The sequence below is a fragment of the Arcanobacterium canis genome, from assembly GCF_029625435.1.
In the GTDB taxonomy this organism is placed as follows: Bacteria; Actinomycetota; Actinomycetes; order Actinomycetales; family Actinomycetaceae; genus Arcanobacterium; species Arcanobacterium canis.
This window is the reverse complement of sequence record NZ_CP121208.1, coordinates 1,242,758-1,258,928: the sequence shown is the minus strand read 5'-3', so window position 1 is coordinate 1,258,928 and position 16,171 is coordinate 1,242,758. Positions and strand designations below refer to the sequence as shown.

General features: G+C 55.1%; 14 protein-coding genes. 9 read left to right on the top strand and 5 right to left on the bottom strand.

Annotated elements, in window-relative coordinates; translation table 11 throughout:
* Positions 1–168: 168 nt before the first annotated feature.
* Positions 169–1,245 carry a DUF5692 family protein gene (locus P7079_RS05715; RefSeq protein WP_278012328.1) on the top strand — a complete coding sequence of 359 codons (1,077 nt, stop codon included), beginning with the start codon at positions 169–171 and terminating at the stop codon, positions 1,243–1,245.
* A gap of 103 nt (positions 1,246–1,348) precedes the next feature.
* On the opposite strand, the gene P7079_RS05710 is transcribed toward P7079_RS05715, so the two are convergent.
* Entirely contained in the window at positions 1,349–2,374 is a 1,026-nt protein-coding gene (locus P7079_RS05710) for a hypothetical protein (RefSeq protein WP_278012327.1), read from the bottom strand.
* Between the two features lie 160 nt (positions 2,375–2,534).
* On the opposite strand from P7079_RS05710, the gene P7079_RS05705 reads away from it, so the two are divergent.
* From P7079_RS05705 to clpX, 5 genes are all read left to right on the top strand, one after another.
* Positions 2,535–3,827, top strand: a complete 1,293-nt coding sequence (locus tag P7079_RS05705) for a DUF5692 family protein (protein ID WP_278012326.1) — start codon at positions 2,535–2,537, stop codon at positions 3,825–3,827.
* A 169-nt stretch (positions 3,828–3,996) separates the two neighbouring features.
* Positions 3,997–5,541: a trigger factor gene (tig, locus tag P7079_RS05700; RefSeq protein WP_278012325.1), complete on the top strand. Its 1,545-nt coding sequence runs from the start codon at positions 3,997–3,999 to the stop codon at positions 5,539–5,541.
* Between the two features lie 115 nt (positions 5,542–5,656).
* Complete coding sequence (locus P7079_RS05695) at positions 5,657–6,298, top strand: ATP-dependent Clp protease proteolytic subunit (protein ID WP_278012324.1); 642 nt, start codon at positions 5,657–5,659, stop codon at positions 6,296–6,298.
* An 11-nt stretch (positions 6,299–6,309) separates the two neighbouring features.
* Positions 6,310–6,993, top strand: coding sequence for an ATP-dependent Clp protease proteolytic subunit (locus P7079_RS05690; protein ID WP_278012323.1), 684 nt, complete (start codon positions 6,310–6,312; stop codon positions 6,991–6,993).
* Positions 6,994–7,190: 197 nt separating this feature from the next.
* Positions 7,191–8,465: an ATP-dependent Clp protease ATP-binding subunit ClpX gene (gene clpX, locus P7079_RS05685; RefSeq protein WP_278012322.1), complete on the top strand. Its 1,275-nt coding sequence runs from the start codon at positions 7,191–7,193 to the stop codon at positions 8,463–8,465.
* Positions 8,466–8,550: 85 nt separating this feature from the next.
* Here the strand turns inward: clpX and P7079_RS05680 are convergent, their stop codons facing one another.
* Positions 8,551–10,380, bottom strand: coding sequence for an AMP-dependent synthetase/ligase (locus P7079_RS05680; RefSeq protein ID WP_278012321.1), 1,830 nt, complete (start codon positions 10,378–10,380; stop codon positions 8,551–8,553).
* Positions 10,381–10,517: 137 nt separating this feature from the next.
* Between P7079_RS05680 and P7079_RS05675 the strand changes: the two genes are divergently transcribed.
* The gene (locus P7079_RS05675; protein ID WP_278012320.1) at positions 10,518–10,847 is read left to right on the top strand and encodes a thiol-disulfide oxidoreductase DCC family protein; all 330 of its coding nucleotides are present in this window, start codon (positions 10,518–10,520) and stop codon (positions 10,845–10,847) included.
* Between the two features lie 67 nt (positions 10,848–10,914).
* Here the strand turns inward: P7079_RS05675 and valS are convergent, their stop codons facing one another.
* Together valS and P7079_RS05665 are read right to left on the bottom strand one after the other, a co-directional pair.
* The gene (gene valS, locus P7079_RS05670; RefSeq protein ID WP_278012319.1) at positions 10,915–13,566 is read right to left on the bottom strand and encodes a valine--tRNA ligase; all 2,652 of its coding nucleotides are present in this window, start codon (positions 13,564–13,566) and stop codon (positions 10,915–10,917) included.
* A 12-nt stretch (positions 13,567–13,578) separates the two neighbouring features.
* Complete coding sequence (locus tag P7079_RS05665; RefSeq protein WP_278012318.1) at positions 13,579–13,707, bottom strand: hypothetical protein; 129 nt, start codon at positions 13,705–13,707, stop codon at positions 13,579–13,581.
* Between P7079_RS05665 and P7079_RS05660 the strand changes: the two genes are divergently transcribed.
* The gene (locus P7079_RS05660; RefSeq protein ID WP_278012317.1) at positions 13,706–14,206 is read left to right on the top strand and encodes a coenzyme F420-0:L-glutamate ligase; all 501 of its coding nucleotides are present in this window, start codon (positions 13,706–13,708) and stop codon (positions 14,204–14,206) included. The two genes, P7079_RS05665 and P7079_RS05660, sit on opposite strands and share 2 nt — an antisense overlap.
* A 16-nt stretch (positions 14,207–14,222) precedes the next feature.
* Here the strand turns inward: P7079_RS05660 and proC are convergent, their stop codons facing one another.
* On the bottom strand, positions 14,223–15,029 hold the full coding sequence (gene proC / locus P7079_RS05655) for a pyrroline-5-carboxylate reductase (protein WP_278012316.1): 807 nt from the start codon (positions 15,027–15,029) through the stop codon (positions 14,223–14,225).
* 176 nt (positions 15,030–15,205) lie between these two features.
* Between proC and P7079_RS05650 the strand changes: the two genes are divergently transcribed.
* Positions 15,206–15,949 carry an SDR family oxidoreductase gene (locus P7079_RS05650; protein ID WP_278012315.1) on the top strand — a complete coding sequence of 248 codons (744 nt, stop codon included), beginning with the start codon at positions 15,206–15,208 and terminating at the stop codon, positions 15,947–15,949.
* Positions 15,950–16,171 lie beyond the last annotated feature (222 nt).

Below are 16,171 nucleotides of genomic sequence, written 5' to 3'. Positions count from 1 at the left end.
TTTGACGTAATGAATGCAGTGTCAGGGCACGTTGCCCCATCATAGTTGTGCAGGCGCGCATTCCCTCTCTCTTACGCACTGAGTGGGGGAACTCAAGTCCCAGATCGCCGTCGTCGGCGCAACTAAAATAGCTGTATCCTAAAACACACTTTTCAATGAAGCAGAGTGATGAACTTGATGACTCTTTCATCCGCACCAACGGTGGATTACCCCGTGCTCTTCGCGTTCGAAACTGGACAATGGTGGGACTATGCGATGCTCATCGTCGTTACCGCCGCACTTGCTGTTACTGCGTGGCTTGCACAAAGAAACAAGTGGGTCGTGTTAGTAGTTTTCGTGATCGCCCCCGTCCTTCTCACAATCTTCTGGTGGCCCTACTCAACTCAAGGCACTGGTTCGGCAGGTTGGTTCCCCATCGTGAAACAGTATTCGGCCCTCGCTGGATCGCTGTGTTTAGTGGCGTTGCAGTACTCCCAAAAGCTCCGTCGTAATCAGTGGTACCTCCTCATCCCTCCCGTAATTTTGGCGATTAATATCCTCGAAGCTGTCATCCGCGACTTTCAATGCGCTTCGATCCATAACCTTCACCCTGAAACGGGCCTGGCCACGTGGGGAGGGCCGTGGAACTACATGAATGGGATCGCCGGCATCCTCAACCTCCTTGCGATTTCGGGCTGGGTTGGAATCTTCGTTGCGAATAATAAATCCAAAGCCATTATGTGGGGAGATCTCACCCTTGGTTGGATCATTGCTTACGACCTGTGGAACTTCGCCTACGTCTACAACTGTCTCTCTGACCGCGCCTGGTATTCAGGGCTTGCGCTGCTCGCGTCGTGTACTATTCCTGCACTGTTCCCGAAACTGCGCGGTTCGTGGATCCAGTTCCGCGCCTACACGCTGACGTTGTGGTCGGCTGTGGTTTTAACCTTCCCGCATTTCATGCACGATTCGATGTTTGCTCACAGATCCTCGCACAACACCTCGGCGCTTTTCCTTTTCTCATTCGTGGCACTGATCGCCAACATCGTAGTGTTTGGGTATCACGTCTATCGCATTTCGGCGCTCAAGCGTAACCCGTTCAAAGTCGAGGTCTACTCAGATACCCCAGATTACGTCCGTATGGTTCGCAAGAATGCTTCCGACGAGGATAAGGACCTGATCGCTGCGCGCCTCGGAACCACTCCGGAGAGGCTGGGCTACCGCAAACTGTCCAAGCGCCGACGCGGGATGCGCCCGAAGCACTAGTGCTGCCCTCCCGATCTTGGCATACGCGAGGGAGGCGACGCCGAATAATCAGCTTCGCCTCCCTCGTATCCCTCGTATTTCACGCCTGTGACGGGCGGTTGAGTTACTTCGTCTTTCCCCAACCCTTGAGGTAAGTCTTTTCCCTCTTCTGGCGGATCTGCTCGTCCCAAGAGAACTGTGGTTCTTCCCAGTCGGTGAAGTAGTCCTCGTCCACGATATCTGCCCACGGAGTACCCGGCCCCGTGGGTGGCCAGTTTGGATTATCCGTTACCGGTTCGCGAATTTCCTTCACTGCCGGGTTTTGACGGCCGAAACGCATCCACTGCGTGTAGGTCTCCTCGAAAAGTGGTGTGCCGTCCCAACGTCCCGCGGGTGTACCAGTCTTAAACCAGCGTCCTCCGAGCACTCCACGCATGAACTTACCGCTGTGCTGTTGCTTCTTTTTGAACTCCACCGTGCGCTTGACGTACATATTCTGCAGGTGGGTCATCACTCCACCGATGAGCTCAATATTGAGCCAGTTGATCGCGCCGATGAACTTGTTATCCGGTTCGAAACCAATTCGCCAGTGGTTGATTAAGCGGCAGCGTTCGCCTTTGAGTGGCACAAAATAGAAGCACCAGGCTGCTGCGAAATGCTTCATAAACGGGAAGCGGAATGCGTAGGTTCCCGGAGCTGCGGGCGGGTTTTTCGTATCAACCCACTGGACGAGGTACTTGCCGGGTACCACGTCGGCCCACTCCATCGACATGCCGTGATAGTCGAAGGCGGCGACGTCGCCAGGCATCATCGAATCGGGCTGCTGGAACTCTTCTTGAATTTCGTAGGAATTAAAGAATGGCAGCCGTGCAAAAACTCGCTCCAAAAATTCTGAGCTGAACGAACCAGACTTGTCGCAACCAATCTGCTTGAATATGCGGTAGACGGCGTAGGCTGGAGCATCGATGTCGATGGCATATGTGGAGGAATAACCGTTGCGATAATTCGCATCAATCAAATCATCTGCGGGGTAAACCCATTCTTGTTCTTCTTTCGTTGCTTTGCCGCTGAGCTGGCTGAACGCAACCAAGCCGGACAAGCCGGCTAGAGCGGCGGTGCCTCCCAGCGTCATGAATAATGATTTCTTCATATTTGAGACTCCTTCGTCTACGTCTGACATTGTTGTGACGTTAGTCTCCATTTTTTCAGTTTTTCGTCGTTAACATTTAAGGAGAAAGTCCCAAAAATTATTGCTTTTCACCTGCGCAACGGTGCGTTTGTGAAAAACGCGCATGAAATAAGGAAGTACCATGTCGTCACTGTTCCTCTGGGAAATCGGAACACCAGCAGTCTATGCATTTTGGGTGGTCGTGTTGATCGCTCAGATCGCAATCGCGGAAATCAACCGACGTTGGAACTGGACGATCTTTGCACTCTGGACTATCGGCGGTATTGCAGTGATGCCGTACGTAATTGCACATGGCGTGCCCATGGTGGGGTGGTTCCCCTTCGGAAAGTTCGTCATCATGATTGCCACGGCAACGATGACGGGCTACCTGCTCGTCCTGGGCAAGCGAAATCCGGTGAAGGCTCGCAAATATGCGCTGTGGATGGGTGTGGCATTATGGCTTGGCCTAGCAATCAACATCATGGAAGCGAATATCCGTGACATCACGATTTTCTTCGAAGCTGACACGTACTATGCATGTGGTGCCAACCCACAGTGTCTACAGGCGATCAACGATGCACGGTCAATCGACGTGCTTAATGGCTTGCCCGAATCGCGCGGGATCACCGCGCCACTTCATTCGCCCGAATGGTATCAAGCACTCGCGTCGAACTTTGCGGCCAACCACGTCGGCGTTGATCCAGCAACAGGTTTCCGAACGATCGGAGGATACTGGAACCTTCTCTGCGCGGCAGCTGGTTTGCTCAACATCATTACGATCACTGGTCTAGGGAAGATTTTCGTCACCTCTGAATCGAAAGCCGTCACACCAGACGGGAGGAGGCAGGTTCGCGGTCTGATCTGGGCCGACATGGTGTGGCCATGGGTCATCGCATACGACTTGTGGAACCATGCGTTCCTCTACAACGCGCTTGCCGACTACACGTGGTACTGCACTTTCGCATTGCTGCTCGCCTGCACGATTCCCGCTTTCACGTGGGCAAAGGGGCAGTGGATCTGGTTTAGATGCTTCACGCTGATGTTCTGGATTGCAGCCAACAACTTGCTTCCTGAACTGCTCGTCAAGCCGAGCGGGATGACGAACTTTGCCACGATGAACCCGGTGGCAAACATTGTCTGTTCTTGGGCTGCTCTGATCTTCAACGTTGGTTTGTTCATTTACTGGCTTTACAAGATCGTGAGCAAGAAGCGCCACCCGCTCACAGGTTGCCTCTATTATGAGCTGGGCGAATTCCGCACGATCGTGCGCCAGCACGCCGACGCAGAAACGGCGCAGTGGATCACGAAAGAGATTCGCGAGACGCCACAAGAGCTTGGTTTTATTGACGGCCAGGAAGGCTCGTCCGCTGTGCGTAATGCTGGTGCCGACGTCGTCGGCGAACGTAGCGAGGGCCGGCAAAGAAACGCAAAGTGAACGTGGTGAGTAACATTGCTAGCAGTACCCGCAAAGCTGCAGTAATGGTTTATTATGGAACGGTATGCGTGTAATTACCGCGCCTTAGACCAACTCGGTCGCGGCAAGATCGCGTCGAGAAGAAAAGCAATGGACGAAAAGTCCCCAACATACTGAGTGGAGTTAATCCGTGAAGAATTCCGTTGAGTTCCTCAGCGCCACTCGCGCCAACGTGACCATCGAGGTCCCGGTGGACGAGTTCGTGCCCGCCTACGAGAAGAGCGTGAAGGAGGCCGGCAAGCAGATCACGATCCCCGGTTTCCGTAAGGGCAAGGCCCCGCGTCGCGTGCTCGAGGCTAACCTCGATAAGCACTACCTGATTGACCAGACCATCAACGACAATCTGGACAAGTACTACCAGACCGCATTGAACGAGCTCGGCATCGTGCCGATGGGGCAGCCTGAAGTGGATCTCGATTCGCATCCAGAGATGACCGGCAAATCGGACGACACCCCGCTGCGCGTTCTGATTAACGTTGTGGTGCGCCCGGAGATCATTATGCCGAACCCGGCAGACGTGACTCTCACCCTCGGCTCGACTGAAGTCTCCGACGAGGACTTGGAGAAGGAGCTTACCGATCTTCGCCAGCGTTTTGCATCGCTGAAGGATGTTGATCGCGCCGCCAAGGAAGGCGACTTTGTCAACATCGATATGGTGGCCACTATCAACGGCGAAGAAATCGACGATGTCTCCGGCGTTTCTTACCAGATCGGCGATGGCTCGATGCTCGACGGCCAGGATGAGGCTCTCACCGGTGCTAAGGCTGGCGACGTTGTTGAGTTCACGGCTGCGATGAAGGGTGGTGAGCACGAAGGTGAAGAGGGCGACGTGAAGATCACCGTCCACTCCGTCAAGGAGCAGGAGCTTCCGGCTGCCGACGACGATTTCGCTCAGATGGCTTCCGAGTTCGACACCATCGATGAGCTCAAGGAGGATCTTGCCAAGACGGCAAAGACCAACAAGGCTGAAGCTCAGATCGTTGAGATTCAGACTGAACTGCTCAAGAAACTCATCGAAGCATCCGATTTTGAGCTTCCGGAAGGTGTTGTGGATTCCGAGATCGCGAACCACCTTCAGCAAGAAGGCAAGTCTGCGGACGACGCACACGCTGAGGAAATCCGCGAGGATGTTGAGGGCGCTCTTCGTACCCAGCTTCTCCTGGACGAGTATGCTGAAGCATTCGGCGTGACCGTTGAGCAGGACGAGCTCCTGAACTTCCTTATCCAGCAGGCTCAGGCGTATGGCATGGATCCAAACCAGTTCATCCAGGCTGCAGTTCAGACGAACCAGATCAACATCTTTGCCGGCGAAGTTGCCCGTAACAAGGCTCTTCTCACCGCGCTTCGTTTCGCCAACGTTGTCGATGCCTCGGGCGAGAAGTTTGATGTTGCTGAGGTGATCGGCGAGCGCGACGAGAAGGAGAAGGATTTCGACTTCGGCGCACAGAAGGCTACCCGCAAGGTTTCCGCTCAGGCTGCCAAGGCTGAAAAGCCGACGAAGGCTGAGAAGCCTGCTCAGACTGAAAAGGCTGCAGCTGGTGACTTTGATCCGGCCGACCACAAAGTTGACGAGGTGCTTGAGTACCTTGAGTCCGCAGACGAGGACGAGAAGGCTCGTGTTATCAAGGCTGAAGAGGCTGGCAAGGGACGCAAGACTATTCTTGCCAAGGCCTGAGAGAATTGCGTGAACGTCTCAACGACGTCACAATTCGCTAACAGTGGAGGGAAGGAGGAATCCTTCCCTCCACTCGTTATACTCGGGGAAGTAATCATTTGTAAAAGGAGGAAACGTGAGCGTTCCAACCAACGCCGGCGAAGGTCCTCAGGGCGCATTCGGCCTTGGAGATTCGATTTATAACCGGCTCCTCAAGGAGCGAATTATCTGGCTCGGATCGGAAGTGACCGATCAGTCAGCTAACGTGATCTGTGCGCAGCTTCTGTTGCTGTCTGCTGAAGATCCGGAAAAGGATATTTATCTCTACATCAACTCGCCGGGTGGATCGGTGACTGCTGGCATGGCCATTTACGACACTATGCAGTATGTCAAGCCTGATGTCGCCACCGTTGGCATGGGTATGGCTGCGTCGATGGGACAATTCCTACTCACAGCAGGTGCGAAGGGAAAACGTTACATCACGCCGCATACGCGTGTTCTCATGCATCAGCCGCTGGGCGGCGTGGGGGGTACAGCCACCGAAATTCGCATCAATGCTGATTTGATCTTGCAGATGAAGCAGGAGCTTTCGCAGCTCAATGCGAACCACACGGGCCATACGCTCGAAGAAATTCTCAACGATTCGGATCGTGACCACTGGTTTACTGCCAAGGAAGCGTTGGAGTACGGATTTGTTGACCACATTATTGAATCGTCCACCTCGGTGATCGGTGGCGGTGGCGTGGCCGAAGGCCACGACGATCAGGGCGAGAACTGAGAGGGGAGAGCATGAACTACGCAATGGCGAATACTGCGACATCGCTTCCTGGTGGCATGGCCCCGGCAATGCCGACCTCGCGCTACATTCTTCCGAACTTTGAAGAGCGTACTCCTTACGGTTATAAGCGCCAGGACCCATACGCAAAGCTCTTCGAAGATCGCATTATCTTCCTCGGTGTTCAGGTAGACGACGCTTCTGCCGATGACATCATGGCCCAGCTTCTGGTGCTTGAGTCTCTTGATCCAGATGCTCCGATCACGATGTACATCAATTCCCCGGGTGGATCGTTCACCGCGCTGACCGCGATTTACGACACCATGCAGTACATTAAGCCGCAGATCCAGACAGTCTGCCTCGGTCAAGCCGCTTCGGCTGCCGCAGTGCTTTTGGCTGCTGGCTCACCAGGCCGCCGTCTTGCGCTTCCCAATGCTCGTATTCTCATTCATGAGCCGGCGATGCAGGGTGCCCAAGGCCAGGCATCGGATCTTGAGATCATCGCAGACGAAGTTGATCGCATGAATCGCTGGATCATCGACACGATTGCTGCCCATACTGGTCAGGATCCGCAGCAGGTCAAGAAGGACGTGTCTCGTGACAAGATCCTTACTGCTCAGCAGGCAAAGGAATACGGCCTCGTTGACCAGGTTCTCGTTTCTCGTAAGGCGACACCGGAGCAACTTCCGAGGGGCTGATGAAAACATGGCGGTGAAGGCGGGGTACGACCCCGCCTTCACCATATCGGAGGCAGGCGAGAGCCGACGTCGGTGAGTGGTTGCGCCATCGACGTCGGCAAGAGTTGTGCAGGCGTGACCGAAAGCTGCGCCTCGGGCGTGGCTGATAGAAATAATCCCCAACATGGTGTGAAATGGTGGGGAACAAGGGAGGTTTCATGACACGTACGGCCGATGCTGCTGACACCCTCAAGTGCTCGTTCTGTGCGAAGAGCCAGCGTCAGGTGCGCAAACTGATCACGGGATCAGGGGTGTACATCTGCAATGAGTGCATTGACCTCTGTAACGAGATCATCGCAGAAGAACTGGCGAATGATGCCCCCAAGCAGGGCGAGAAGCCGCTTCCGAAGCCTCAAGAGATTTTCGAATTCCTCAACCAGTACGTCGTCGGGCAATTCGGTGCGAAGCGTGCCCTGGCGGTAGCTGTCTATAACCATTACAAACGCCTGCGTGCCCAAGATAAATTGCAGATGGCAGGCAAGAACCTTGAACGCGACGACGTCGAAATCGGCAAGTCCAATATTTTGATGATTGGGCCTACCGGAACGGGCAAGACCTACCTTGCACAGTCTTTGGCAAAGATGCTTGATGTGCCGTTTGCCATCGCTGACGCCACTGCACTCACCGAAGCAGGGTACGTGGGCGAGGATGTTGAAAATATCCTCCTCAAAATCATTCAGGCCGCCGATAATGATATTGCGCGTGCCGAGCGTGGCATTATCTATATCGATGAGATCGATAAGATTTCGCGAAAGAGCGAGAACCCATCGATTACGCGTGATGTTTCAGGTGAAGGTGTCCAACAGGCACTGCTGAAGATTATTGAAGGTACTGTGGCGTCCGTGCCTCCTCAGGGTGGGCGGAAGCATCCGCAGCAAGAATATATTGACCTCGACACGTCCAATATTTTGTTCATTGTGGCAGGTGCTTTTGCCGGAATGGAAGATATTATCTCCTCGCGCACCGGGCGCCGTGGAATCGGTTTCGGTGCGCAACTCCACGACGCCGACCGCGGGGCAGAGGTCTTCCACGAGGTTACCCCAGAAGACCTTCACAAGTTCGGCCTGATCCCTGAACTCGTGGGACGACTACCCGTGACAGCTGTTGTTGATCCCCTCGAAGAAGACGACCTCGTCCAGATCCTGACCACGCCGAAGAATGCGCTTTTGAAGCAGTACCAGAAGATGTTCGAGATTGATGGTGTGAAACTCGAAATGACACCGGGGGCTCTCAAGGCAATTGCACAAGAAGCAATGGAGCGCGGGACTGGAGCGCGCGGCTTGCGTTCAATTATGGAACGAGTGCTTGGCGAGCTCATGTTCGAGATCCCTTCGCGCACCGACGTCGAAAAAGTGGTCATCAATGCTGAAGTTCTCGCAGGCAAAGCTGAGCCCACTCTCGTGTTAGGGAACAGGACGTCAGCGTCGGCATAGAACCAGCGTGAGGAGAATATATAACTGAAGGTGGGGGCCGTTGTGGAACAATTCCGCAACGGCCCCCACCTAAATCAACCAATGATTACTTGCCCTCGTAGATCTTGTCGATCTCGGCGGCAAATCCCTTGAGAACAGCTGTGCGCTTCACCTTCATCGATGGCGTGAGATAGCCGTTTGTCACGCTAAAGTCAGTGGGAAGAATCGTGAACTTTCGAATCGATTCTGCACGCGATACCTGCTGGTTTGTACGCTTGACTGCACGATCAATCGCAGCAATGACCTGCGGATCGGTGACGGCGTCGGCAAGCGACATCTGAGGAAGATTGTGGTTGCGCAACCATCCCGGAAGCATGTCGGGATCGAGTGTAATGAGGGCGGACACAAACGGCTTTTGATCGCCGACAGCCACTACCTGCGAAATCAAAGGGTGCCCACGCAGGCGATCTTCAAGCTCAGCGGGGGAGACGTTCTTGCCACCGGCAGTGACAAGCAGTTCTTTCTTTCGCCCAGTGATCCAAATGAAGCCTTCGTCATCGACATGACCGAGGTCACCGCTTTTGAGCCAGCCGTCCTCAGTAAATGCTTCGGCGGTCGCCTCGGGGTTATTGCGGTACGAGCGGAAGACATGGTCACCCTTAATCAGGATTTCGCCGTCCTCGGAAGCCTTGACGTACGTGCCAGCGTAAGCCGGGCCAACTGAGCCGATCCGCATGTGGTTGCATCGGTTGACCGACGTTGGTGCAGACGACTCCGTTAAACCATAGCCTTCGAGGATCGGCATACCGATGCCGCGGAAGAAATGTGCCAGACGCGGGCCGAGGGGCGCGCCACCGGACACTGCCCATTCGAACTGGCCGCCTGTAATCTGGCGGATCTTCGCGTACACGAGCTTGTCACCGATCTCGCGTTGGGCTTTGAGCCATGCGGAAGGTCCAGCTTGGGTATCGAGTGCCCGCGAGTATTCGATGGCGACCTTCGCAAAGTATCGGAACATTTTGAGCTTCGCTCCACGCCCAGCTTTCGCATCAGCAGCGTTGTAGATTTTCTCGAACACACGCGGCACGGCAAGGACGAAGGTGGGGCGGAAGGACTGCATATCGGCTACCAGATTCTTTGCATCGGGCGAGTATCCGATTGGCATCCCTGCGTACATCACTGCCATATTGATGAAACGCGCGAACGAGTGTGCCAGTGGCAAGAAGAGGAGTACGCGGCCCCCGTCACGCAGTGCTGGTTTGAGTTGATCATCGAGAGGACCGTTGATCGCGGTATGCAGGTAGTTGCGGTGCGTGAGCTCGACGCCCTTGGGGCGTCCCGTTGTTCCCGAAGTGTAAATCACGGTGAAAATATCATCGGCGCGAAGGGCCTCGACGCGGCGATCAAGCTCTGCGTCGAGATCCTCGTGGCCCTCAGCCGTCAGAGTGGTGATCGCATCGTTCGCGATCACGAACACCTCTTCGAGGTTCTCGAAACGCTCGATCATGGGCTTCATGACACCGGCCATAGATTCGTCTTCAGCAAAAGCGAAACGAACATTGGAATCTTCGAAGATCCATTCAATCTGCGGGGCAGTATCGGTTTCGTAAATCGGAACGACGATGCCGCCGACCATTTGAATTGCATAATCGAGTATGGCCCAATGGTCTGAAGTATGTCCCATAATCGCGACGTTGTCGCCCGGGTTTACCCCATGTGCGATCAATCCGCGTGCTAGTGCGCGAATCTCACCGATATACTGGCGATAGGTGACGGGTACCCACGCATTGCCGAGCCCAACCTTGCGCTCGATTACTGTGGCAAGTGGACGATCCGATGCTAGCTGGAGAAGCCATTTGGGGATCGACAGTGTGTCTTCCACATGGAACTTGCCAGGGGTGTATGCCACGCCCTCTTCGTCAATAATCTTTTTCATATTCATCCTTCGATGCTGGTTCTTGGAACTACGATACCGTAACTTACGGTTTGGAAGGTAGAACTTCGGGCTGACGTGCAATGACGTCTATACCGCTAGGATATCCAACGAAGCACAGCGCATGTGAAAGGTTTGACATGGAATTCATTTACGATCACGACTGCGGTTTTTGTACGCGTGTGGTGGGATATTTTGCGTCTCGCACGCGTGACGTCGAGTTTGTTCCTTCTTACCGTTACGAGCGCCCGACGACGGTGGATCTGGAGCGGACAGCAATGGCAGTGGTTGACGGCCGTGAATACACCGAGCATATGGCGATTGCCTTGCTTCTTCGTCACAGCAGCCGAGGATGGAAGCTGGCTGGGCGACTACTTGCCAGCAAACCAGTCGCTCCGGTAGCTCGGCGCGTCTACCGTTGGGTAGCGGCGAATCGTCGATCAACGGTGTGCAAACTGTCAGGTAAATAGTTCATGGTGTGAAAAGAGTGCTGGTGGCAGAGGAATCTGCCACCAGCACTCTTTTCACGAGACAGATTTACTCAACCGGTCGGTCGAGTTCGTATGCCGTCACTTCAAGCTCTTCACCTGCGGTGATCTCGAATGCTCCGGTGGTGTGAGTTGCGGACTTCAGATCCTCAATCACTGCCTCAACGTCGGATACGTCTTCGCTCGGTACAGTCACAGACAGGGTGGTGAATGCCATGCGCTGCGAGACCTTCTCATTCGACTTCACCTTGCGCAGTGCCTGAAGAACCGCGCCAGCCGACTTCAAAATATCTGCGTCGGTACCAGCTGCCGCGTCAATCAGAGCCTGCGACGTCGGCCACTGTGCCTGGTGAACGCTCCCCGTGCGGTACCAGCTCCACACCTCTTCAGTTGCGAAGGGGAGAGTCGGTGCCAGCAAACGAACGAACGTATCAACCGCGGTGTTGAGCGTGACGCGAGCCGATTCCACTGCGGCCATCTGACCGGCAGCAGAGTAAGCACCGTCGCGATCATAGGCGCGATCTTTCACAAGCTCTAGATAATCGTCACAGAACGCCCAGAAAGCGGACTCGGTAATTTCCAGCGCACGGGTGTGGTCAAACTTCTCGAAAGCGGTGGTTGCGCCGTCCACAACCTGAGCGAGGCGAGCGAGCAACGCACGATCAAGAACTTCGCTGACCTTGGAAAGATCGAGATCCACAGCACCTTCGCCGCCCATTGACAGAGCAAACTTCGAAGCGTTGAGTACCTTCATCGCCAGACGGCGACCAATCTTCATCTGCTGCTCATCGAAAGCAGCATCTGTGCCCAGGCGAGCTGACGCGGCCCAGTAACGAACTGCGTCCGATCCATGCTTCTCCAAAAGTTGGAGCGGGGTGACGACGTTGCCCTTCGACTTTGACATCTTCTTGTGGTCGGGGTCAAGAATCCAGCCCGAGATCGTGGCGTTCTTCCACGGAAGTGCACCAAATTCAAGATGAGCGCGCACAACAGTCGAGAACAACCACGTGCGGATAATGTCCTGACCCTGCGGGCGCACATCCATCGGGTAGACCTTGGTGAACAGATCTTCGTCTGTCAGCCAACCGCCAGCGATTTGCGGGGTGAGCGAGGAGGTTGCCCAGGTGTCCATGATGTCCACTTCACCAACGAAGCCACCGGCAATGCCGCGCTGATCTTCGGTATAACCAGCTGGAACGTCCGTCGTCGGATCAACTGGGAGCTGATCAATCGACGGTGTAATCACGGCGTCGTAATCAACTTCGCCAGCGTCGTTGACCTTGTACCACAGTGGCAACGGAACGCCAAAGTAACGCTGGCGTGACACGAGCCAATCGGAATTCAGGCCTTCAACCCAGTTGTTGTAACGTACGCGCATGAAATCAGGATGGAAGGCGAGCTGTGAGCCGCGTGCGAGGAGGTTCTGACGCAGATCCTTGCCATTGGCTTCTTCATAAGCGCGTCCGCCGTTGCGAATGTACCATTGGCGCGAAGTGACGATTTCGAGCGGCTTATCGCCCTTCTCGAAGAAGTTCGTCATACGCGAGGTCGGCTTCTCATCGCCGATCATTTCGCCGGTTTCCTTCAACTTTTCAACGAGAGCCTTGCGAGCGGAAAAGGTGGTCTTCCCAGCCATCTCGGCGTACATGTTCTGGCCAGCTTCGGTAGTGATCCACTCTGGCATGGTGCGGTTCATGCGGCCGTCTTTGCCGAGGACTGTGCGCATCGGCAGGTTAAGTTCACGCCACCACACGACGTCGGTGAGGTCACCGAACGTACAGCACATTGCGATACCAGCGCCCTTATCAATCTCAGCCATCGGGTGAGCCACAACAGGAACCTCAACACCAAAGACCGGCGAGGTGACAGTGGTACCGAACAGATGCTGGTAGCGCTCATCATCAGGATGAGCAATCAAAGCAACACACGCAGGAAGAAGCTCTGGACGTGTGGTTTCGATGATGACGTCTTCGTCCTTCGCATGGAATGCCAGTGCATGATACGCACCTGGGTACTCGCGAGCTTCGAGCTCTGCCTGGGCCACCGCCGTCTGGAACGTGACGTCCCACAGGCCAGGCGCCTGAGCCTGGTAGGCCTCGCCACGTTCGAGATTCTTCAAGAAAGCAGCCTGCGCAACTTTCTGAGCCTTCGAACCGATGGTCTGGTAGTTCTGCTCCCAGTCCACCGAGAGACCGAGACGGCGCCACAGCGCCTCGAACTGCTTCTCGTCCTCAGCGGTGAGCTTCCAACACAGCTCAATGAAGTTCTTACGCGAAATAGGCTTCTGGTCAGCGAATTTGATCGACTTGCCGTCGCCGCCGTCGTGCGGAGGAACAAAATTCTCTTCGTAAGGCAGGGACGGATCCACGCGTACGCCGTAGTAGTTTTGCACGCGGCGCTCGGTGGGCAGACCATTATCGTCCCAACCCATCGGGTAGAAGACGTTCTTGCCAATCATTCGCTGGTAGCGAGCCACCACATCAGTGTGGGTGTATGAGAAAACGTGGCCCACGTGAAGCGAACCAGAAACCGTGGGCGGGGGAGTGTCCACAGAATAGACGGCTTCGCGCGTGGTCTCGCGATTGAAGCTGTAGGTGCGGTTGTCAGTCCAGGACTTCTCCCAGCGATCCTCGAGACCTTCGAGGGACGCCCTATCCGGAACCTCCGTGTGATCGAGCAATGCGGATTTATTTTGAGTCATAGGGTTATTCTCTCATGCGCAGGCTTGTTTTACGGCATCGAGGAACATCCCTGTCAGTGACATCGCCGACGCCGATGCGTCTTTGAGCCAGTGTGACTCAACCTGTGCGCAACAAGTGCCGATCAGTAAGCTGTGGTACATGATCGAAGTATTCCCGGTGCGCGCAATTGCGCAGATTGTGAGCGGCGACGACATCGCTGCTGTGATTGGTTCTGCACTGAACTCCCTTGAGAATGGTGAACACTTGCGCGGGGCAGACATTGTGGCGATTGCAGGAAAAATTGTTGCCAAGGCGCAAGGTCGCTGGCATAAAGAAGGCGCCGAGCCTGACGGCTTTCGTACGCGCACAGGACTTCCTGAGAAACTTGGCCTGAAGGCCCCCGTCGATCCCGACGGCGCAGCGGGACAGATTCGGCGTGGGCTAGCTGCGCGTTTCGGCGGGCGCGCTGGCGTCCTGATTACTGCCTCCTCACACTCTGGCGCCGACATTGCTATTGGGCGGGCCGGCGTCGATCATTCCACCGACGCCGGTGCTCCTGTGGCGGATGCGTTAGCCGCGCTCGCGGGAACAGTGATGGAGCTGGAAAACACTCCCGTCGTCGTTATCCGCGGCCTGGAAGTCCTCACCTGGCAGGACTAGCGCGGAATTAGCGGAATTAGCCGAGCTGTGCGTCTCGTGCGATTGCTGCCTCGACCCCGCGAACCACTGAGCTGGAAAACCCTGCCTTTTCCATCGCAATGAGGCCGGCCACGGTTGTACCGCCTGGTGAGGTAACGCGATCGAGGAGCTGGGCTGGACGTTCTTGATCCATCATGTCGAGGGCATATTTCGCGGTTCCGAGGACTGCCTGTGACGCTACCTTCAAGGCAACATCTTTTGGCATCCCTGCCGCGAGCGCACCGCGTGAGAGAGCGTCAATGTAGGTGAGTGTCCACGCGGGCGAGCAGCCAGCGATTGCTGAGAAAGTAGCGAAATGAGGTTCTGCGATAGCAACTGTTTCACCGACTGCGCCAAAGAGTACCTGGACGGCATGGAGTTCGTCGTCGGAAGTGTGTGCATTTGCCGCGAGCGCTGTGATTCCCGCGCCGACCTGGGCGGGCACATTCGGCATTGCTCGGATAACGGACGTCTCCTCGGGGAGAGCTGATTCGAGGCGCTTGATCGTCATCCCTGCGGCAACGGACACAATGACTTTCCCTCGTGCGTCGTCACCTAACTCTCGCAACACGTCCATCATGAGATGTGGCTTGACGCCACAGATCATCACATCGCCGTCGTTCAGTGTCTGGGCTAACGCCTGGTTGGAGGGAGAAAAGTTGATGCCAAGTTCCCTCGCAACCTTATGCCCTGCTTCGGCATTTGAGCGAGTGAAAGAGATGTCCGTCGGTTCGACGATGTGCGCTGCGAGCACCCCGCGCAAAATTGCGCTGTTCATGTTTCCTAATCCAATAAAGCCGAGCATCGCCCCTCCTTGTGTTGTGACGTTTCCTATTTTGTCACAGCTGCCGCTCCCACAGTTTCCCGCAGCGTGAGGGAATATTTTGGATATCCTTTGTTCCTCTTTTGTGGATGCAGTGGTTGGATAAGAACATGAGAACGGCATCGGCCGTTGTGAAATGGACAGAGAAAGGCGAGGACATGAAACGTGTTTTGGTGACTGGAGCGTCGAGCGGAATTGGGGCCGCGAGTGCCCGATTACTCGCTAGTGACGGTTGGGACGTCATTGCCACTGCGCGCCGTAAGGATCGTTTGGAGACGCTTGCCCAGGAATCCGGTGTTCGTTACTTCCCGGCGGATCTGACAAAAGATAACGACGTCGAAGCGTTATTTGACTATTGTCGTCAGCTTGGCGGAATTCATGCGTTGGTGAACAATGCTGGGGGAGCGATCGGCACTGAATCCGTAGCGCTGGGCGATGTCGCTGACTGGCGTGCGATGTATGAGTTGAATGTTGTGGCAACGCTCGCGGTGACTCAGCGTTTCCTTGCCCAACTTGACTCAACACCGGGAGATATCGTCTTTATCACCTCGACTGCTGCCCATGAGTCCTATCCGGGAGGCGCTGGTTACAGTGCGGCAAAACATGCTGAGCGTGAGATTGTCACGACCTTGCGTCTTGAGCTTGTTGGCGAGCCGGTGCGCGTGATTGAAATTGCTCCGGGGATGGTCCACACTCAGGAATTTTCATTGGTGCGTATGCGTGGAGACCAAGCGAAGGCCAACGCGGTGTACGCTGGAATTGATTCGCCCCTCGTCGCAGAAGACATTGCTGAGGCGGTACGTTGGACGCTCAGCCTTCCCGAGCATGTCAATATCGATTCGCTCGTCATTCGCCCGCGAGAACAGGCGAATTCTGTGTTGAAGAAGCGTTTGCGTTCCTGAAGTGAGGAGAGATATTCGCGTGACGATGCATGGTATTCGATTGCTTAATCGAGACATTTAAACGAGAAATAGTCGCGAAAAGTCGTGAAATTCATGTATTCAGTCGAGTGATGTAGTAGACTTTTGCGACACGCGCGCGTCAATTAGGGTAGCCTAACTTTAACGACAAAGTTAGGCTACCCTAATTTGTTGGTTCAAATGGACGTATTATTTCAAGGAAAA

Excerpts from the sequence above, each read along its gene's own strand:
- P7079_RS05715 (WP_278012328.1), top strand. The coding sequence starts at position 169 with ATGAACTTGATGACTCTTTCATCCGCACCAACGGTGGATTACCCCGTG.
- P7079_RS05710 (WP_278012327.1), bottom strand. The coding sequence starts at position 2,374 with ATGAAGAAATCATTATTCATGACGCTGGGAGGCACCGCCGCTCTAGCC.
- P7079_RS05705 (WP_278012326.1), top strand. The coding sequence starts at position 2,535 with ATGTCGTCACTGTTCCTCTGGGAAATCGGAACACCAGCAGTCTATGCA.
- P7079_RS05690 (WP_278012323.1), top strand. The coding sequence starts at position 6,310 with ATGAACTACGCAATGGCGAATACTGCGACATCGCTTCCTGGTGGCATG.
- clpX (WP_278012322.1), top strand. The coding sequence starts at position 7,191 with ATGACACGTACGGCCGATGCTGCTGACACCCTCAAGTGCTCGTTCTGT.
- P7079_RS05680 (WP_278012321.1), bottom strand. The coding sequence starts at position 10,380 with ATGAAAAAGATTATTGACGAAGAGGGCGTGGCATACACCCCTGGCAAG.
- P7079_RS05675 (WP_278012320.1), top strand. The coding sequence starts at position 10,518 with ATGGAATTCATTTACGATCACGACTGCGGTTTTTGTACGCGTGTGGTG.
- valS (WP_278012319.1), bottom strand. The coding sequence starts at position 13,566 with ATGACTCAAAATAAATCCGCATTGCTCGATCACACGGAGGTTCCGGAT.
- P7079_RS05660 (WP_278012317.1), top strand. The coding sequence starts at position 13,706 with ATGATCGAAGTATTCCCGGTGCGCGCAATTGCGCAGATTGTGAGCGGC.
- P7079_RS05665 (WP_278012318.1), bottom strand. The coding sequence starts at position 13,707 with ATGTACCACAGCTTACTGATCGGCACTTGTTGCGCACAGGTTGAGTCA.
- proC (WP_278012316.1), bottom strand. The coding sequence starts at position 15,029 with ATGCTCGGCTTTATTGGATTAGGAAACATGAACAGCGCAATTTTGCGC.
- P7079_RS05650 (WP_278012315.1), top strand. The coding sequence starts at position 15,206 with ATGAAACGTGTTTTGGTGACTGGAGCGTCGAGCGGAATTGGGGCCGCG.